Raw genomic sequence first — 19137 nt, forward strand, 5'->3', positions numbered from 1 at the left:
CTGCAGACCACCTGAGTGCGAGGCTGCCATGTCCTTGAAGCCGGCCATTCTGTTGCTGATCCTGATTTTGTGGAACACAACGGCCGGCGCCCTGACCCTGACAGATGAGGAGAACGCCTGGCTGGCTGCCCACCCGCAGCTGAAACTGGGTGTAGACGCCTCTTGGCCACCGTTCGAGTTTCGCGACCAGGAGGGCCGGTACCAGGGATTGGCCGCCGACTACATCGCCATGATCCAGCAGCGCCTGGGCGTAACGTTCAAACCGGTCGAACCCAGCAGCTGGACCGAGGTGCTGGCGCAGGCGCGGGAAAGCCGTATCGACCTGCTGCCCGGCATCATGTCCACCCCCGAACGCCAAGGCTTCCTGGCTTTCACTCGCCCGTACCTCGACTTCCCCATTGTCATCCTCGCGCACAAAGGCGGCGCACAACCGCGCAAGCTGGCTGACCTGTACGGCCTGAAAGTTGCCGTGGTCGAGAACTACGCCCCGCACGAGTTGCTGCGTACCCACCACCCGGACCTCAACCTGGTTGCCCTGCCAAACGTCAGCTCCACGCTGCAAGCCCTGGCCACCGACCAAGTGGATGCCGTGGTCGGCGACCTCGCTTCCAGTATCTGGAGCCTGCGCCAACTCAAGCTCGACGGCCTCTACGTCAGCGGCGAAACGCCCTACCGCTACCAGTTGGCGATGGCCGTTCCCCGCGACAAGAGCGTGCTGGTCGGCATTCTCGACAAAGTGATGGCCGACATGAGCAGCAGCGAAATCAGCCAGATCCAGCAGCACTGGGTGGGCAATGTGGTCGACCAGCGGATGTTCTGGTCCGACCTGCTGGTGTATGGCCTGCCAACGGTGCTATTGCTGATGGCTGTGCTGGCAGTGGTCATTCGCATCAACCGCCGGCTCAGCTCGGAAATTTCCCGGCGCATCGCCCTTGAGCAAGAACTGCGCAGCAGCGAGTACCACTACCGCGGCCTGGTCGAGAGCCTGTCAGCCATCGCCTGGGAAGCCGATGCCAACGACTTCACCTACAGCTACGTTTCACCCCATGCCGAAGATCTGCTCGGCTACCCATTGAGTGACTGGCTCAGGCCCGGTTTCTGGCGCAGTATCCTGCACCCGGAGGACGCGCTCTGGGCCCAGGCCTACTGCGACAGCGAGACCGCAGCGGGGCGCGACCACAGCCTGGACTACCGGGTGATCCGGGCTGACGGTCAGCCCCTCTGGATACGCAACATCGTCAGTATGATCGAGCACGGCCACCAGCCAGTGATGCGCGGGCTGATGATCGACATCAGCGAAACCAAGCGCACGGAGGATGCCCTGCGTCTGTCCGAACAGAAGTTCGCCTCGGTATTCCAGCAGTGCCCCGATATCTTGCTGATCGCTCGCCACAGCGATGGCTGCCTGCTGGAGGTGAACGAGGCTTTCGAAGAGCAGATCGGACTGCCCCCAGACCAGGTCATAGGCCGCACTGCCACCGACCTTGACCTGTGGGGCGTAGAGGGCAGTGGCCCGCTCCTGCTTCAAAGGTTGCACCAAGGGGGTATCCGTAACCTGGAAATGAGCTTCCGCCGCAGCAACGGCCAACTGTTCACCGGCCTGACTTCGGCTGAAACCTTCGAACTGGACGGCACACCCGCGCTGGTAGTGGCGGTACGCGACATCAGCCAGCTCAAGGAGACCCAGCAGCAGCTTCAAACTTCTGAAGAAAAGTTCGCAAAGGCCTTCCACGCTTCGCCCGACGGCCTGCTGCTGTCGCGCCAGAGCGACGGTTTGCTGCTGGAGGTGAACGAAGGCTTCTGCCGCCTCACCGGCTACGACCTCAACCCAACCATCGACCAGACCTCGCTGGACCTGGGTATCTGGGTCGACCTCAACGAGCGCAAACGCCTGGTCGACCAGCTCAACCGTGACGGCTTCGTGCGCGACTTCACCTGCCATATCCGCCGCAGCGACGGGCAGATCCGACTGTGCGAGCTGTCCGCCCGGCCCCTGCCGATTACCGGCGTCGACTGCATGCTGACCATCGCTCGCGACATCACCGAGCGTCACCTGATGCAAGAAAAACTGCAGCTGGCCGCCACTGTGTTCGAGAACACTGCCGAAGGGGTGCTGATTACCGACATTGACCAGCGCATCAGTGCCGTCAACCGCGCCTTCAGCGAAATCACCGGCTACAGCGAGATCGAGGCCCTCGGCCAGACCCCGCGCCTGCTCGCCTCTGGCCAGCACGACAGCGCTTTCTATCTGGCCATGTGGCACCAGCTTACCGCCGAGGGCCACTGGCAGGGCGAAATCTACAACAAGCGCAAGAACGGCGAACTTTACCCAAGCTGGCTGACCATCAGCGCCGTGCGCAACAGCGACCGCGAGATCACGCACTTCGTGGCGGTTTTTGCAGACATCTCCAGCATCAAGCACGCCCAGGCCAAACTCGACTATCAGGCCCACCACGACCCGCTGACCGGCTTGCCCAATCGCACCTTGTTCGAAAACCGGCTGCAGGGCGTACTCACCTGCGCGCAGGTGTCCAACCGCCAGGGCGCAGTGCTGTTCCTGGACCTCGACCGCTTCAAGCACATCAACGACAGCCTTGGCCACCCGGTCGGCGACCTGCTGCTCAAGGGCATCGCCCAGCGCCTGAAAGAGCAGGTACGCGACGTTGACACCGTAGCCCGCCTGGGTGGCGACGAATTCATCATTCTGCTGCCCGGCTTGCACAAGCCCAGTGACGCCAGCACTATCGCCAACAAACTACTGGCCTGCTTCAACGCACCGTTCCAGGCCGGCGAGCATGAGTTTTTCACCAGCGCCAGCATCGGCATCAGCCTCTACCCACAGGATGGCACCGACGTCTCCACACTGATCCGCAACGCCGACGCCGCCATGTACCGCTCCAAGGCCAAAGGCCGTAACCGCGTCGAAGCCTACACCCGCGACCTCACCGCCCAGGCCAGCGAGCGCATCGCCCTGGAGCATGAGCTGCGCCGGGCCGTCGAACGCAACGAAATGAGCCTGTGCTTCCAGCCCAAGCTCAGCCTGAAGACCCAGAGCCTGGTGGGTGCCGAAGCGCTGATCCGCTGGAGCCACCCGACCTTTGGTGAGGTACCGCCGGAACACTTCATCCACTTGGCGGAAGAGAACGGCACTATCCTGCAGCTCGGCGACTGGGTACTGGAGCAAGCCTGCCGGCAGATGCAGGCCTGGAAGCAGCACTACGAACCCTTCGGCCCGCTGTCGATCAACCTTGCCGGCGCCCAGCTGCGCCACCCACACCTGGCACGGCGCATCGAACAATTGCTCAAGCACTACCAGCTGAGGGCCGGTGACCTGCAGCTGGAAATCACCGAGAACTTCATCATGAGCCAGGCAGAGGAGGCCTTGGCCGTGCTGTACCAACTGAAGAAACTGGGTGTACAGCTAGCCATCGACGACTTTGGCACCGGCTATTCGTCGCTGAGCTACCTGAAGCGCCTGCCGCTGGACATCCTCAAGATCGACAAGTCGTTCATCCGCGGCCTGCCCGACGATCCACACGACGCCGCCATTGCCCGGGCGATCATTGCCCTGGGCCGCAGCATGCAGTTGACCATCATTGCCGAAGGCGTGGAGAACCAGGCCCAGCAACGTTTTCTGGCGGCCGAGGGCTGCGAGCAGATCCAGGGCTACATCGTCAGCCTCCCGCTACCGCCAGAGGAATTCGCGGCCGCGTTTCTTCGCATAGCACTATCGGATCTTTCAGATGGCACAGGTGCGAAACCCTCGTTATAATCCGCCCACTTACTGAGGGCCTATAGCTCAGTTGGTTAGAGCAGAGGACTCATAATCCTTTGGTCCACGGTTCGAGTCCGTGTGGGCCCACCAGCTTAGAAGCCGCGCACTGCGCGGCTTTTTCATGCCCGCAAGAAATAAATGTTCGGGGCGTGTACATCCAGCGCAGCGGCGCCGAGCGCATGACCTTGGAAGTGGCGCTGAAACACCATCTCAGCGAAATCAGCCCCACCAGGAAGCCGACTAACCAGCACGCCGATAATCGCGGAAAGGTGCCCTATCGATACTTCAAGCCAAACACCCTAGCTTGAGGATCAGACAATGAGCCGAATAGCCGCCATTATCAGCTCACAAAATGAGCCGAATATGCTCGCTAATCGGCTCACAAATGAGCAAGCCTATGAATGACCTGGGCCTGCCCCGTGACAACGGACGCCAAGAAGCTGGCTACAGAGCCAACTGCCTCAAGCCTTTTGCGTATTCGTTCGGCGTGCTCATCACTGGCGCGGCGCCTGGGGATAAACGAAGAAGGCCGCACCACTGCACGATCCAGTCCATCGGGCGAGGCCATCAACCCTGGGCAACCCCATAAGAACCCTCCCAGCCTGCTCCACCGCCCCCTCTGCCAACGTCCGCAAATGTACCGCTGTTGGTTAATCCCCTCCCGGACGCATCTCGACCTGCCGTGGGTTGTAGAAGGTCATGCCAGGCGGAATATCCCGCGTAACCAACGACATCGCGCCAATCACCACGTCATCGCCAATGTCGATGCGATCAGCAACGATGCAACTGTTGGCGCCCATGCTCACGTTGTCACCAATGCGCAGTGCGTACTCCTGCAACCCCAGGGTCTTGATGCCGATCGAGCAGTTCTGCCGGATGAAGAAGTTGCGCCCGATGCTCACATACCGGGTAATCACCACCCCCGGCAGGTGCGCGATGCGCAGGCCGGGGGCAATCTGGGCGCCGATGTCGATGTCCACCCCATACTTGAGGTTGAGCCGCTGTTGCATGCGCCGGGCGTGACGCCGGGCAAGGCCGCCGCGGGCGTCGAGGTACTGGGCCAGGCGATAGGCGAAGAGGAAACGCAGTTTGTTGTCCTTGCGTGCGCGGCGCAGCACGTTGAACAGCAGGCTGATAGGGCGTCCGGGCCTTTTCTTGTTGGAGACTTCCAGTCGCCAGCATTCGAGCAGGTGGTCGAGGTTCACGCTGAGGTTCCCGTTGAACTAGCACTTCATCATGCCGAATTAGTGTCGAAGACGCAGCCTTCGGACATGCGCGGCCGTTCTAACCCAAAGTGCCAAGCCGAGGCCGTCAACGGTGATCGACTGTACCTGGCCTTGCCCTGATTGGCACAGGCTGGCTAGGCTAGCGGGCCAACCGTAGAGACTCGCCATGTCGGACTCCCGCTCCATTACGCTGGATGAAATCGATCGCCAGCTGATCGCCCTGCTGCAGATCAACGCCCGCGAAAGCGTCGCCACCCTCGCCCGCCAGTTGGGCATCGCCCGCACGACCGTCAATTCGCGCCTGGAGCGGCTGGAGAAAAACAAGGTTATCTCCGGCTATGGCGTACGCCTGGGCCAGAGTGTGATAGGCGGCGGGTTGCAGGCGTATGTCGGGATCAAGGTGCAGCCACGCTCCGGCAAGGACGTGGTGCGGCGCCTGAGTGCCATGGGCCAGGTGCAGCAGCTGTGTGCGGTAAGCGGCGAATTCGACTATGTGGCCTGGCTGCGTACGGACTCGCCCGAGCAGCTGGATCAGTTGCTCGACCAGATTGGCAGTGTCGACGGGGTGGAGAAAACCACCACGTCGATCATTCTCAGCAGCAAGGTGGACCGTGGACAGCCGCTTTGAACGGACTGGCGCTCGGGTGGGGTTAGCGGGCGTGGGTCAGTTCTAGATCTCGCGGCAGGAGCCGGTTGTAGGAGCGGGTTTACCCGCGAATAGGGCAGAGAATCTACCGACGCATTCGCGGGTGAACCCGCTCCTACAAAGGGCCAAGGTGTTTTTTGAACTACCTCGACCGCCTGCCTCGTCTTAATGAACATAAGCTTAATCATTACGACGAAACTAACTACATTCAGACAACACTCTGCACCTTAATAACGAACACCTCACTCCCTAAAATGACAGCCGGGCATCTCCTATACTCAGGCTCCGCTCCTCGCGCAGCCTCTCTGGCAAGGTCATTTCATGAAAAAGAAGAACCGCCACCCCGCCGACGGCAAGAAGCCGATCACCATTTTCGGCCCGGACTTCCCTTTTGCTTTCGACGACTGGCTGGAACACCCGGCAGGCCTGGGCAGCATTCCGGCTGAGCGCCATGGGGAAGAGGTGGCCATTGTCGGTGCCGGTATCGCCGGCCTGGTAGCGGCCTACGAGCTGATGAAGCTGGGCCTCAAGCCGGTGGTGTACGAGGCGTCCAAGCTGGGCGGCCGGCTGCGCTCGCAAGCCTTCAATGGCACTGACGGGATCGTTGCCGAGCTGGGTGGCATGCGCTTCCCGGTGTCGTCCACCGCCTTCTACCACTACGTCGACAAGCTGGGCCTGGAAACCAAGCCCTTCCCCAACCCGCTGACCCCGGCTTCGGGCAGCACGGTGATCGACCTGGAAGGCCAGACCTACTACGCCGAGAAGCCCACCGACCTGCCACAACTGTTTCATGAGGTAGCCGACGCCTGGGCCGATGCGCTGGAGAGCGGTGCGCAGTTCGCCGATATCCAGCAGGCCATCCGCGACCGTGATGTACCGCGCCTGAAGGAACTTTGGAACAAGCTGGTGCCGCTGTGGGACGACCGCACCTTCTATGACTTCGTCGCCACCTCGCGCTCTTTTGCCAAGCTGAGCTTCCAGCACCGCGAAGTGTTCGGCCAGGTCGGTTTCGGCACCGGCGGTTGGGACTCGGACTTCCCCAACTCGATGCTGGAAATCTTCCGCGTGGTGATGACCAACTGCGACGACCACCAGCACCTGGTGGTCGGGGGCGTGGAACAAGTGCCACAAGGCATCTGGCGCCACGTACCGGAACACTGCGTGCATTGGCCAGAGGGCACCAGCCTGAGCACGCTGCATGGCGGCGCACCGCGTACCGGGGTCAAGCGCATTGCCCGCGCCGCTGATGGCCGCCTGGCGGTCACCGACAACTGGGGCGATACCCGCCACTACAGCGCAGTACTCGCCACCTGCCAGACCTGGTTGCTGACCACCCAGATCGACTGCGAAGAATCGCTGTTCTCGCAAAAGATGTGGATGGCCCTGGACCGTACCCGCTACATGCAATCGGCGAAAACCTTCGTCATGGTCGACCGCCCGTTCTGGAAGGACAAGGACCCGGAAACCGGCCGTGACCTGCTGAGCATGACCCTCACCGATCGCCTCACCCGCGGCACTTACCTGTTCGACAACGGCAACGACAAGCCCGGGGTGATCTGCCTGTCATACTCGTGGATGAGCGACGCGCTGAAGATGCTGCCGCACCCGGTGGAGAAGCGCGTACAACTGGCCCTGGATGCGCTGAAGAAGATTTACCCGAAGACCGATATCGCCGGCCACATCATCGGCGACCCGATCACGGTTTCCTGGGAGGCTGACCCGTACTTCCTCGGCGCCTTCAAAGGCGCGCTTCCGGGCCATTACCGCTACAACCAGCGCATGTACGCGCACTTCATGCAGCAGGACATGCCGGCGGAGCAGCGCGGTATCTTCATTGCCGGTGACGACGTGTCATGGACCCCCGCCTGGGTTGAAGGCGCGGTGCAGACGTCGCTGAATGCAGTGTGGGGTATCATGAACCACTTTGGTGGCCACACCCACCCCGACAACCCGGGCCCGGGCGATGTGTTCAACGAAATCGGCCCGATCGCCCTGGCGGATTGAGACAAGGAGGCACCATGCGCATCGCTCTGTACCAGGGCGCACCCAAGCCACTGGATGTGCCCGGCAACCTGCAACGGCTGCGCCACCAGGCGCAGTTGGCAGCCGAACGCGGCGCACAGTTGCTGGTGTGCCCGGAGATGTTCCTGACCGGCTACAACATCGGCCTGGCCCAGGTCGAGCGCCTGGCCGAGGCCGCCGATGGCCCGGCAGCCATGACCGTGGTAGAGATCGCCCAGGCGCACCGCATCGCCATTGTCTATGGCTACCCGGAGCGCGGCGACGACGGGGCGATCTACAACAGCGTGCAGTTGATCGATGCGCATGGTCGCAGCCTGAGCAATTACCGCAAGACGCACCTGTTCGGTGAACTGGACCGCTCGATGTTCAGCCCAGGTGCCGACCACTTCCCGGTGGTGGAACTGGAAGGCTGGAAGGTTGGCCTGCTGATCTGCTACGACATCGAGTTCCCGGAGAACGCCCGACGCCTGGCGCTGGACGGCGCCGAGCTGATCCTGGTGCCGACGGCGAACATGACGCCGTACGACTTTACCTGTCAGGTGACCGTGAGGGCACGGGCGCAGGAAAACCAGTGCTACCTGGTATATGCCAACTACTGCGGCGCGGAAGACGAGATCCAGTATTGCGGGCAGAGCAGCATCATCGGCCCGGATGGCAGCTTGCTGGCCATGGCCGGGCGGGATGAGTGCCAGTTGTTGGCAGAGCTGGAACATGAGCGGGTGGTGCAGGGACGCACGGCGTTTCCCTACCTGACCGATTTGCGCCAGGAGCTGCACCTGCGTAAAGGCTGACAGGGGCCGCTATGCGGCCCATTCGCGGGCACGCCCGCTCCCACGGGATCTGCGCTGCCTTTCATACCGGCGCCCTAACCGCGAAAAGGCCGGGCCTGCGAACAAATCGGTTAGCATGGAAAGCAGCCACCGGAGCTCCCATGCCTGACGCCATCCGCCACCTTACCCTCGCCAACGGCTTGCAACTGACCCTGCGCCACGCCCCGCGCCTCAAGCGCTCGGCCGCCGCACTGCGGGTGCACGCGGGCAGCCACGATGCGCCTGCCAAATGGCCCGGTCTGGCGCACTTCCTCGAACACCTGTTCTTCCTCGGTACTCCGCGCTTCCCGCTGGAAGACGGCCTGATGCGCTACGTGCAAGCCCTGGGCGGCCAGGTCAACGCCAGCACCCGGGAACGCGCCACCGACTTTTTCTTCGAGGTGCCCCCCAACACGCTCGGTGGCGGTCTCGAGCGCCTGTGCCAAATGCTGGCAGAACCGGATCTGGGCATCGAACGCCAACGCCGTGAACGCGAAGTGATCCATGCCGAATTCATCGCCTGGTCGCGCAATCCATCGGCACAACAGCAGTTCGCCTTGCTGCAGTCAGTGTCAGCCAAGCATCCACTGGGCGCTTTTCATGCTGGCAATCGATACACCCTGGCCTTGCACGATGCGGCCTTCCAGCAAGCGCTTGCGGGCTTTCATCAGCGCTTCTACCAAGGCGGCCAGATCTGCCTGAGCCTTTGCGGGCCGCAGCCGCTGGATGAACTTGAACGCCTTGCCCGGCAGCATGCCGAACTGTTCGCCGCAGGTGAGCGCGTGCCGCAAATGCCGCCGCCGCCACTGCCAGCAATGGCTAGCGCTTTGACCTTCACTCACCAAGGCCTCCCCAGCGGTGCCGAGCACGCCCTGGAACTGCTGATCGCTTACCTGGAGGACAGCCGCCCAGGTAGCTGGCTGGGCGCGCTTCGCGAGCGTGGCTGGCTACAACGTTTCACGGCCGAAAGGTTGTATGCGTTCGCCGGTCAGCTGCTGTGGCACCTTGACCTGAAGCTCAGTGCCGACGCTTGCCCGGACGAAGCCAGCGCCCTGCTGCAAGGTTGGTTCAGGTTCATCCGCCAGGCCGACCGCGAACAGTTGAACCACCAATTCGGCCTGTTGCAGCACAGCCGTGCGCACAGTGCCAGCGCGCTCGAGCTGGCACGCCGGGACAGCACAGGCCAGCCGTTCGCCAAGCTGGATGCCCAAGGGTTGCAGGCGCTTGGCGCCCTGCTGGAAAGCCTGCCAGGTGGCGACCATGGCGATTGGCAGCTTTTGCCAGTCGATCCATTGCTGAAGGCTGACCTGCCCCATGCCAAGGCGCAGCCGCTGCCGGCAGCGCTGAAGATCAGTGACCAGCTCCCGCCGGCGCGCCAATACGCTGCGCTGTACCTGCGCTGGCATGTACCTTCGCCTTTGCGCCAGCAGCTACAGCGTGTGCTGGAACTGGCACTGGCACCACTGCAGGAACGCTGTGACCGCGCCTCCGTGCAACTGCAGTACAGCAGCGCCGGAGAATACTGGCAGTTGCGCTGCGCCGGCCTGCCAGCAGCAGTGCTGCGGGCAGTGGAACAAGCCTTGGCCTTGATGCTCAAGCCACCTGCCAGTTGCTGGCTGCCCGACACGGCGCAGCCCCCGGCCCTGATCCCCATCAGGGCCCTGCTCAAGCAACTGCCAGACGCGGTACGGGGTAGCCTGCCCGCAGCGGTGCCTGCCTGCACGCTGACCCAGCAGCAGCTCGACAGCCTGTGGCTGCACACCGAGTGGCATGGCATGGCTGCAGGTTTCGAGGATACCGCGCTAAACGCCTTGGGCGCCGCGCTGTTGCAGTGCCCTGGGCAAGGCTCGCGGCCGGGGCCCCTGCCATCATGGGCCAACCACCGCTGGCAGCATGCCCACGTGCAAGGCAGCGAACATGCCCTGCTGCTGTTCTGCCCGTTGCCGGCGGCAAAAGAGGCCGCAGGCCGCCTGTTAGCCCAATTGCTGCAAGGGCCGGTTTACCAGCGCCTGCGGGTAGACTTGCAACTCGGCTACGCGGTGTTCAGCGCCTTTCGTCAGGTCGAGGGGGTCGGTGGGCTGCTGTTCGGTGTGCAGTCCCCCAACACCGGTCAGGCACAGGTGCTCGACCACTTGCTCAGCCTGCTGCGCCATGGCGTCACCCTTGACCCGGCCGCTCGCCAGGCGTTGGCCGGGCAATTCGACGAACCCGCCATGGCCAATGCCGATGTCGCCGAATGGGCGTGGCAGACACACTTGGGCACACAAGCCGATAGGCTGGATGTACTGCGCAGGTCTATCCTGACTACGCGGCAGACGGATCTGGACCACCTGCTGAGCGACCTGCTCGACTCAGGTTCCGCTTGGCTATGTTTGGCCAACGCTGCCGCGCCAGACACTTCCTGGCAGGGTGAAAATCGCTGATTATTACGCGAACTGCAACGGCGCTTCTCGAATAATTAACCTTCCGGTTCAAATTTTTCTTGTAAGATAGCGCAATCCCGTTTTCACGGAACTGCCAACGCATGGCGGTACCCAAGTAGTAGCTGAACAACCCAACCCTCATTCGGAAGGAGTAATTCCATGTGGACCAAACCTGCATACACTGACCTGCGTATCGGCTTCGAAGTCACCATGTACTTCGCTAACCGCTAAGCCGGGCTTAGGGTTTCACGCCTCGGCCTGCCGGGGCGTTTTCGTTTTTCAGATCCGGTTTCTGCATAGAGAGTGGCCATGTACATCCAGGTTCTCGGTTCCGCCGCCGGTGGCGGGTTCCCGCAGTGGAACTGCAACTGCGTCAACTGCAAGGGCTACCGTGATGGCACCCTGAAAGCCACCGCGCGCACCCAGTCATCCATCGCCCTGTCCGACGACGGTGTGCACTGGATATTGTGCAATGCCTCGCCCGACATCCGCGCCCAACTGCAGGCCTTTGCGCCGATGCAGCCGGCCCGGGCACTGCGCGACACCGGTATCAACGCCATCGTCCTGCTGGACAGCCAGATCGACCACACCACCGGCCTGCTCAGCCTGCGCGAAGGCTGCCCGCATCAGGTGTGGTGCACGGACATGGTCCACCAGGACCTGACCACCGGTTTCCCGCTGTTCAACATGCTCAGCCACTGGAACGGTGGCTTGCAGTGGAACCGTATCGAGCTGGAAGGCAGCTTCGTGATCGAAGCCTGCCCCAACCTCAAGTTCACCCCCTTCCCCCTGCGCAGCGCCGCGCCGCCCTACTCCCCGCACCGCTTCGACCCGCACCCGGGCGATAACCTGGGTTTGATGGTCGAAGACACCCGCACCGGCGGCAAGCTGTTCTACGCCCCGGGCCTGGGCCAGGTAGACGAAAAGCTGCTGGCGATGATGCACGGTGCCGACTGCCTGCTGGTCGACGGCACCCTGTGGGAAGACGACGAAATGCAGCGCCGTGGCGTGGGCACCCGCACCGGCCGCGAGATGGGTCACCTGGCCCAGAACGGCCCTGGCGGCATGCTGGAAGTGCTCGACGGCTTCCCGCGCCAGCGCAAGGTACTTATCCACATCAACAACACCAACCCGATTCTCGACGAAGACTCACCCGAGCGCGCCGAAGTCCTGCGCCGAGGCGTCGAAGTTGCCTTCGATGGCATGAGCATCGCGTTGTAAAACAGTCTGTGAGGCGACACCAGACCCTGTGGGAGCGGGCATGCCCGCGAAAAAGCCAACACGGTCCATGGCACCAGCTTCGCCGGTGTTCGCGGGCACGCCCGCTCCCACAAGGGAGAGGGATGTGCCAGGCCAGATAATCGTTCTACAGGAGCCAGCCGAATGAGCGACGCACTGCCAATGTCCCCTGCCGAATTCGAGCAGGCCCTGCGCGCCAAGGGCGCCTATTACCACATCCATCACCCGTACCACGTGGCGATGTACCAGGGGCACGCCACCCGCGAGCAGATCCAGGGCTGGGTAGCCAACCGCTTCTACTACCAGGTCAACATCCCGATGAAAGATGCCGCGATCCTGGCCAACTGCCCGGACCGCGAAGTGCGCCGCGAGTGGATCCAGCGCCTGCTCGACCACGATGGTGCTCCCGGCGAGGATGGCGGCATCGAAGCCTGGCTGCGCCTGGGCCAGGCTGTCGGGCTGGACCCGGACCAATTGCGCTCGCAAGAACTGGTATTGCCTGGCGTGCGCTTTGCCGTGGACGCCTACGTCAACTTTGCCCGCCGCGCCAGCTGGCAGGAAGCCGCCAGCAGTTCGCTGACCGAGCTGTTCGCCCCGCAAATCCACCAGTCACGCCTGGACAGCTGGCCGCAGCACTACCCGTGGATCGACCCCGCCGGCTATGAGTATTTCCGTACCCGCCTGGGCCAGGCTCGACGCGATGTGGAACACGGCCTGGCGATTACCCTGCAGCACTACACCACCCGTGCGGGCCAGGAGCGTATGCTGGAGATACTGCAGTTCAAGCTGGATATCCTCTGGAGTATGCTCGATGCCATGAGCATGGCCTACGAACTGAACCGCCCACCCTATCACTCCGTCACCCAGGAACGGGTGTGGCACAAGGGAATCACCCTATGAGTTTCGACCGTAACCAAGTGCCGAACTGGCGCCCCGGCTACCGCTTCCAGTACGAGCCGGCGCAAAAGGGCCATGTGTTGCTGTACCCCGAAGGCATGATCAAGCTCAACGACAGCGCGAGCCTGATCGGTGGCCTGATCGACGGCCAGCGTGACGTGGCAGCCATCATCAGCGAACTCGAACAGCAATTCCCCGATGTCCCGGAAGTGGCCGATGACATCGAGCAGTTCATGGAGGTGGCCCGTGCCGAACACTGGATCGTCCTCGCCTGAGTTGCCACCTACGCCCGAGGTCGGCCTGCCGCTGTGGCTGCTGGCCGAGCTGACCTACCGCTGCCCGCTGCAGTGCCCGTATTGCTCCAACCCGCTGGACTTCGCCGCCCAGGGCCAGGAGCTGAGCACCGAACAGTGGTTCAAGGTCATGGCTGAAGCGCGGGAAATGGGTGCCGCACAAATCGGCTTTTCCGGCGGTGAACCGCTGGTACGCCAGGACCTTGCCCAGCTGATCGCAGAGGCCCGCCGCCTGGGTTACTACACCAACCTGATCACCTCGGGCATTGGGCTGAACGAGGCGCGCATCGCCGACTTCAAAAAGGCTGGCCTGGACCATATCCAGATCAGCTTCCAGGCCAGCGACGAGCAGGTGAACAACCTGCTGGCCGGCTCGAAAAAGGCTTTTGCACAGAAGCTGGAAATGGCCCGCGCGGTAAAAGCCCATGGCTACCCGATGGTGCTCAACTTCGTCACCCATCGGCACAACATCGACAAGATCGACCGCATCATCGAGTTGTGCATTGCCCTTGAGGCCGACTTTGTCGAACTCGCCACGTGCCAGTTCTATGGCTGGGCGCACCTCAACCGCCTTGGGCTGCTGCCAACCCGCGCGCAGCTCGAGCGGGCAGAACGTATCACCAACGAATACCGGGACAAGCTCAAGGCCGAGGGCAACCCGTGCAAGCTGATTTTCGTTACCCCTGACTACTACGAAGAGCGCCCCAAGGCCTGCATGAACGGTTGGGGCAACCTGTTCCTCACCATCACCCCGGACGGTACCGCCTTGCCCTGCCACGGCGCCCGCCAGCTGCCCGTGCAGTTTCCGAATGTACGCGACCACGACTTGCACCATATCTGGTATGAGTCGTTCGGTTTCAACCGCTTCCGTGGCTATGAGTGGATGCGCGAACCTTGCCGCTCCTGCGACGAGAAAGAAAAGGACTTCGGCGGCTGTCGCTGCCAGGCCTTCATGCTGACCGGCGATGCCAGCAACGCAGACCCGGTGTGCGCCAAATCGACCGAGCACGGCATCATCCTCAAGGCCCGCGAGGAGGCAGAAACCGCCCAGCTCGCGATCGAACAGATGACCTTCCGCAATGATCGAAACTCCCGTGTCATCGCCCGCGGCTGAGTTCAGCGCGGCCCAGGCGGTTGCCGCCGGCACCGACTTCGCTGAACTCAAGGTCAGTGCCGACGGGCTGTTCTGGAACGAATTCCGCCCGGCCGATGGAGCGTGCCGTATCTGGCACTGGCTGCACTACCAGGCCCGTTGCCTGACCCCGGACGGCTTCAGCGTACGCAGCCGGGTTTATGAGTATGGCGGCGGCAGCTTCTGCCTGGGTGGCGACGGGCTGGTGTTCGTCAACGAAAAGGACCAGCAGGTCTACACCCAGCCGCTGGACGATTCGCTACCGCGTGCGCTGACTCACGATGTCAGCTGCCGCTATGGCGATGTGCAGTGGCACGACGGCCAGGTACTGGCCGTCGAAGAGCGCCATGCCGAGCAAGTAGAGCACCGCCTGATCGCTTTGGGTGACAGCAGCCGCGAGGTGCTCGCCGAGGGCGCCGACTTCTATGCCTCGCCTGCTGTCAGTGCCGATGGCCAGCGCCTGGCGTGGATCGAATGGGACCGCCCGGCGCAGCCCTGGACCGTCACCCGGCTGATGTATCGCGCGCGCGATGCCAGCGGCCACTGGGGGCCGGCGCAATGTGTAGCCGCCGCAGAAGAATCGCTGCAACAACCACGCTTCGATGCCGAAGGTCGGCTCTACTGCCTGTCCGACCGCAATGGTTTCTGGCAACCCTGGGGTGAGGTCGATGGCCAATGGCAGGCGTTGCCTGCCGCACCGGCAGACCATGCTGCTGCGCCTTGGCAATTGGGCACCTGTACCTGGTTGGCACTGGGCCCGCAAAGCTACCTGGCCAGCTGGTTCGAAGACGGCTTCGGGCAATTGGGGCTGCGTGGTGAAGATGGCCGTATGGAGCGTTTCGCCAGTGCCTACACACGCTTTCGCAGCCTGGCCATGGACAGCGAACACCTGTATGCCATCGCCGCGTCGCCCATCAGCCCCCCGGCAGTCATTGCCATTGACCGCAGCAACCATGAAGTACGCGTGCTGGCCGGTGGTGCCGAAATGCTGCCGGCAGGGCAAATCAGCCTGCCGCAGCCGATCCATTACGACAGTGGCGGCGAGCAGGCCCATGGTTTCTTCTACCCGCCAGCGCAGCCGCAAGGCGCCGCACCGCTGGTGGTGTTCATCCACGGCGGGCCAACCTCAGCCTGTTATCCCGTGCTCGACCCGCGTATCCAGTATTGGACCCAGCGCGGCTTTGCCGTGGCCGACCTCAACTACCGGGGCAGCACCGGCTATGGTCGGGAATACCGCCAGGCACTGCACCAGCGCTGGGGCGAGAGCGATGTGGCCGATGCCTGCGCGGTAGTCGAATACCTGGCAGCTCAGGGCGTGGTCGACAAACGCAAGGCGTTCATCCGCGGCGGCAGCGCCGGGGGCTACACCACCCTGTGCGCTTTGGCGTTCCAAGACGTGTTTCGCGCCGGCGCCAGCCTGTACGGGGTCAGCGACCCGATAGCCCTCGGCCATGCCACCCACAAGTTCGAGGGTGATTATCTGGACTGGTTGATCGGCGACCCGCAGCGGGACGCTGACCGCTATCGCCAGCGCACGCCGCTGCTGCATGCAGAGCGCATCAAGGTGCCGGTGATTTTCTTCCAGGGTGAGCTGGATGCAGTGGTGGTGCCGGAACAGACGCGGTCCATGCTGGCAGCGCTGCAGGCCAACGGGATCGACGCTGAAGGGCACTTTTATGCGGGAGAGCGGCACGGGTTCCGCAAGGCGGAGAACCTGGCGCATGCCTTGGAAGAAGAGTGGAAATTTTATTGCCGGGTGTTGGCGCAATAGTTCCAGACGCCCCGAGCAGGAGCAACCTTGTGCTGCTCCTGTAGGGGCCAATCTCTGCCTGTATCAACGCTTGGCGATGATATACACCGCATGCACGATCCCCGGAATGTACCCCAGCAGGGTCAGCAGGATATTAAGCCAGAACGCCCCACCAAACCCGACCTGCAGGAACACCCCCAGCGGCGGCAGAATGATGGCGATGATGATGCGGATAAAGTCCATGCGAGTCTCTCCTTAAGGGTTACATCAAAGACTAGCTGCCCGCCTTAGAGGTTCCACAGGCAAAAAAAAACGCCCCGGGCCGAATGAAACAGGCCAGGGGCGATGCGCAGGAACGCCAGACGGTTCGTTGAATTCTTTGCCAGGCCGCTACGCCGGCACTTCGCGACGGGCCTGCTGCTGGGCATGCAGGCGGGCGAAAGCGCGCGCCAGGCGCAGCAGCATTTCGTCGATGTTGCCTTTGCTCACAGTCAGCGCCGGTGAAAAGCGCACTACATCCGCTTGCGGCGCGTTGAGCAGCAGGCCTTCGTGCAGGGCCGCAGCCACCAGTTCGCGGGCCAGGTTTTCTTTCAGTTGCAGGGCCCATAGCAGCCCGTGACCGCGCACTTCACCCTGACCATAGCGCCCGGTCAGGCGGCTCAGGCCTTCACGCAGGTGACGACCGTTGTCCTGTACCTGGGCTAAAAAGCCAGGTTCCAGCACGCTGTCCAGCACCGCCAGGCCGGCGGCGCACATCAGCGCGTTGCCGTGATGGCTGCCTTCCAGCTCACCAGGCTCGGCGCAGCATGCCTTGCCCCTTGCCAACAAGGCGGCCAGCGGCACGCCGCCCCCCAGGCCCTTGCCCAAGGTGATGATGTCGGCGCGCACGCCATAGAGCTCCTCGGCCAGCAGCGCACCACAGCGACCAATACCGGTCTGCACCTCATCAAGGATCAGCAGGATGCCCAGTTCGCGGCAGAGCGTTTCCACGCCCTTGAGGTATTCCTGAGTAGCGGGAATAACGCCCGCCTCACCCTGTATCGGCTCGAGCATGATTGCCACGGTGCGTGAATCCACCTCAGCGTGCAGCGCCGCGAGGTCATTGAACGGCACCTTGCTGAAACCCGGCAGGCCAGGTTCGCAGCGATTGCACGGCAACGGGTCGGACGCGGACAGCGCGCCGAGGCTACGGCCATGGCAGGCTTGGCTGGCAGTAATGATGTGATAGGCGCCGTTGCGGTGCAGTTGGCCCCACTTACGCGCCAGCTTGATCGCCCCTTCACAGGCCTCGGCTCCGCTGTTAAGCAGGTAGGCCTGGTCACTGCCGGTACTCTGACACAGCCGGTTGACCAGCCCCAGCAGGCCACGGTTGTGGAAGCCCGAGCCCGGGTTGATCAACGCCTGAGCCTGGTTGCCCAACGCTTTGACCAGCACGCTGGGGCTGTGGCCCAAACTGTTGACCGCACCGCCCTGAGTGAAGTCCAGGTAGGCATGCCCTTCGTTGTCCCACAACCATGAGCCCTGGCCACGCACGAATACCTGCGCTGCACGTTCGGCGCCGGGCATCAGGCGCTCAGGCGACAGCTCAGACGCGTGCGGCACGATCACCGGCGCACGCTTGGGCTCGGCGGCGGCGGCAGGAGCCGAGCGGCGCAGGTTGAACAGGTTCATCAAGGGCTCCAACCAATCACGGTAAAGGGCAGCCACGGTGCGGTCTTGGTGCCGGCACTCGATATTTTGCCTTTCCTATCAAAAGTGTTTTTCATCCGGGGTAACAATCGACCGAATCATCGCTGTAACCCTTTGGAATACGGCGATAGACTAGGCTTCAGCAGGGTTTTCGACCATTTCGTTTTTCCAGCATTTTCGATAAGTGTTGCTTATGGATTTCCGCCAACTGCGTTATTTCGTCGCGGTGTACGAAGAAGGCCACGTAGGGCGTGCCGCCGAGCGCCTGTCGCTGTCACAGCCGGCGCTTTCCCAGCAGATTCGCCAGTTGGAGCACAGCCTCGACCTGAGCCTGTTCGAGCGCAGCAACAAACGCTTGCTGCCGACCCTGGCCGCCCACACCTTGTACAACCATGCCCTGCCGTTGCTCGACGGCCTGCAGCGTGCCCACGAGGCTATGCGCAACTTCAAGGGCCAGTCGCTGCGCACCTTGGCTATCGGTGTATTGCAGACCGTGCGGCCAAGCCTGATACCGCAGCTGCTTGAACGGCTGCGCAAGGCTCAACCTCACCTGGTCGTGCAGATTTACGAGTTGTCAGGGTTGGAGATCGAACGGCGCCTGCTCAATGGCAACCTGGACATCGGCATCAGCTACTTGCCGCCGCGCCAGCCAGGGCTGCATGGCCTGCTGTTGTACGAAGATGAGCTGCAACTGGTCATACCCGATACCCACCCGCTGAAGGACTTCAAGAAGGTGTCCATCCGTCAGGCCGCCGAATTGCCCATGCTGATGCTGGGCGAAGAGTTCCAGATCCGTCAGATCTGGCAGGCGCAGCTGGCCAGCCAAGGCCGACGGCCGCAGGTGCAGGCAGAGATGAACAATATGGCAGGGATTCTCGATAGCCTCGCGCACACGGCGCTGGCTACCATTCTGCCGGGGCGCGCCAAGGAGGCCGCCGAAGATGATCAGGGGCTGCTGTGGAAGCCGTTGAGCGAGCCGCGCGTGCCATTGAAGGTTGGCTTGGTATTTCGCGATGCCCAGCGCCAGCAGGCCTCTGTAGAGCTGCTGCGCACATTGCTTGAGGAAGAGACGGACGCCCGCCTGCTGGGGGCATCACCGCTGGATGTGCTGGCCTAAAACACGCAATTGAGTAGGAGGCGGGTTCACACCCGCCGTCCTCTCACACCACCGTGCGTACGGTTCCGTACACGGCGGTTCAAGCTATGCGGCTAAGCCGGTTGATCGTATCCAGTATC

The 19137-nt window shown here is 62.7% G+C and carries 15 protein-coding genes and 1 tRNA gene; 13 read left to right on the top strand and 3 right to left on the bottom strand.

The genetic code is table 11. The features are described 5' to 3' along the window. The first annotated feature begins 28 nt into the window (after nucleotides 1-28). Together I8746_RS24625 and I8746_RS24630 are read left to right on the top strand one after the other, a co-directional pair. Entirely contained in the window at nucleotides 29-3772 is a 3744-nt protein-coding gene (locus tag I8746_RS24625; RefSeq protein ID WP_011953300.1) for a bifunctional diguanylate cyclase/phosphodiesterase, read from the top strand. Between the two features lie 16 nt (nucleotides 3773-3788). Next, nucleotides 3789-3865 (top strand) — tRNA-Ile (locus I8746_RS24630). A 560-nt stretch (nucleotides 3866-4425) separates the two neighbouring features. Here the strand turns inward: I8746_RS24630 and I8746_RS24635 are convergent. After that, a complete protein-coding gene (locus I8746_RS24635; protein WP_003255582.1) occupies nucleotides 4426-4980 on the bottom strand; it encodes a serine acetyltransferase in 555 nt (184 codons plus the stop codon). 187 nt (nucleotides 4981-5167) lie between these two features. Here I8746_RS24635 and I8746_RS24640 point away from each other — a divergent pair, with 187 nt between their 5' ends. The 10 genes from I8746_RS24640 to I8746_RS24685 all read left to right on the top strand — a co-directional run bounded on the left by I8746_RS24640 (nucleotide 5168) and on the right by I8746_RS24685 (nucleotide 16233). After that, complete coding sequence (locus I8746_RS24640; RefSeq protein ID WP_003255583.1) at nucleotides 5168-5629, top strand: Lrp/AsnC family transcriptional regulator; 462 nt, start codon at nucleotides 5168-5170, stop codon at nucleotides 5627-5629. A 339-nt stretch (nucleotides 5630-5968) separates the two neighbouring features. Next, the gene (locus tag I8746_RS24645) at nucleotides 5969-7651 is read left to right on the top strand and encodes an NAD(P)/FAD-dependent oxidoreductase (RefSeq protein WP_221101128.1); all 1683 of its coding nucleotides are present in this window, start codon (nucleotides 5969-5971) and stop codon (nucleotides 7649-7651) included. Nucleotides 7652-7665: 14 nt separating this feature from the next. Further along, nucleotides 7666-8460 (top strand): carbon-nitrogen hydrolase family protein, encoded by a 795-nt coding sequence (locus tag I8746_RS24650; protein ID WP_011953291.1) that lies wholly within the window; start codon nucleotides 7666-7668, stop codon nucleotides 8458-8460. 140 nt (nucleotides 8461-8600) lie between these two features. Continuing rightward, nucleotides 8601-10901 carry a pyrroloquinoline quinone biosynthesis protein PqqF gene (gene pqqF, locus I8746_RS24655; RefSeq protein ID WP_221101129.1) on the top strand — a complete coding sequence of 767 codons (2301 nt, stop codon included), beginning with the start codon at nucleotides 8601-8603 and terminating at the stop codon, nucleotides 10899-10901. A 159-nt stretch (nucleotides 10902-11060) separates the two neighbouring features. Next, on the top strand, nucleotides 11061-11132 hold the full coding sequence (gene pqqA / locus I8746_RS24660) for a pyrroloquinoline quinone precursor peptide PqqA (RefSeq protein ID WP_003243383.1): 72 nt from the start codon (nucleotides 11061-11063) through the stop codon (nucleotides 11130-11132). Between the two features lie 78 nt (nucleotides 11133-11210). Further along, the gene (gene pqqB, locus I8746_RS24665) at nucleotides 11211-12122 is read left to right on the top strand and encodes a pyrroloquinoline quinone biosynthesis protein PqqB (protein ID WP_014755119.1); all 912 of its coding nucleotides are present in this window, start codon (nucleotides 11211-11213) and stop codon (nucleotides 12120-12122) included. 162 nt (nucleotides 12123-12284) lie between these two features. After that, nucleotides 12285-13040 (top strand): pyrroloquinoline-quinone synthase PqqC, encoded by a 756-nt coding sequence (gene pqqC, locus I8746_RS24670; protein WP_014755118.1) that lies wholly within the window; start codon nucleotides 12285-12287, stop codon nucleotides 13038-13040. Further along, nucleotides 13037-13312, top strand: coding sequence for a pyrroloquinoline quinone biosynthesis peptide chaperone PqqD (gene pqqD / locus I8746_RS24675; RefSeq protein ID WP_003255595.1), 276 nt, complete (start codon nucleotides 13037-13039; stop codon nucleotides 13310-13312). The genes pqqC and pqqD overlap by 4 nt, the downstream gene beginning before the upstream one ends. Then, nucleotides 13284-14444 (top strand): pyrroloquinoline quinone biosynthesis protein PqqE, encoded by a 1161-nt coding sequence (gene pqqE / locus I8746_RS24680; RefSeq protein ID WP_017148053.1) that lies wholly within the window; start codon nucleotides 13284-13286, stop codon nucleotides 14442-14444. The genes pqqD and pqqE overlap by 29 nt, the downstream gene beginning before the upstream one ends. Then, nucleotides 14410-16233, top strand: a complete 1824-nt coding sequence (locus tag I8746_RS24685; RefSeq protein WP_041167269.1) for a S9 family peptidase — start codon at nucleotides 14410-14412, stop codon at nucleotides 16231-16233. The genes pqqE and I8746_RS24685 overlap by 35 nt, the downstream gene beginning before the upstream one ends. A 63-nt stretch (nucleotides 16234-16296) precedes the next feature. On the opposite strand, the gene I8746_RS24690 is transcribed toward I8746_RS24685, so the two are convergent. Both I8746_RS24690 and I8746_RS24695 read right to left on the bottom strand, forming a co-directional pair. Then, the gene (locus tag I8746_RS24690; RefSeq protein WP_009681539.1) at nucleotides 16297-16455 is read right to left on the bottom strand and encodes a YqaE/Pmp3 family membrane protein; all 159 of its coding nucleotides are present in this window, start codon (nucleotides 16453-16455) and stop codon (nucleotides 16297-16299) included. 147 nt (nucleotides 16456-16602) lie between these two features. Next, nucleotides 16603-17883, bottom strand: coding sequence for an aspartate aminotransferase family protein (locus I8746_RS24695; RefSeq protein ID WP_011953286.1), 1281 nt, complete (start codon nucleotides 17881-17883; stop codon nucleotides 16603-16605). A gap of 211 nt (nucleotides 17884-18094) precedes the next feature. Between I8746_RS24695 and I8746_RS24700 the strand changes: the two genes are divergently transcribed. Beyond that, nucleotides 18095-19018, top strand: a complete 924-nt coding sequence (locus I8746_RS24700; RefSeq protein WP_003255599.1) for a LysR family transcriptional regulator — start codon at nucleotides 18095-18097, stop codon at nucleotides 19016-19018. Nucleotides 19019-19137: the final 119 nt, after the last annotated feature.

This window comes from Pseudomonas sp. USTB-Z (assembly GCF_019691255.1).
Taxonomy (GTDB): domain Bacteria; phylum Pseudomonadota; class Gammaproteobacteria; order Pseudomonadales; family Pseudomonadaceae; genus Aquipseudomonas; species Aquipseudomonas alloputida.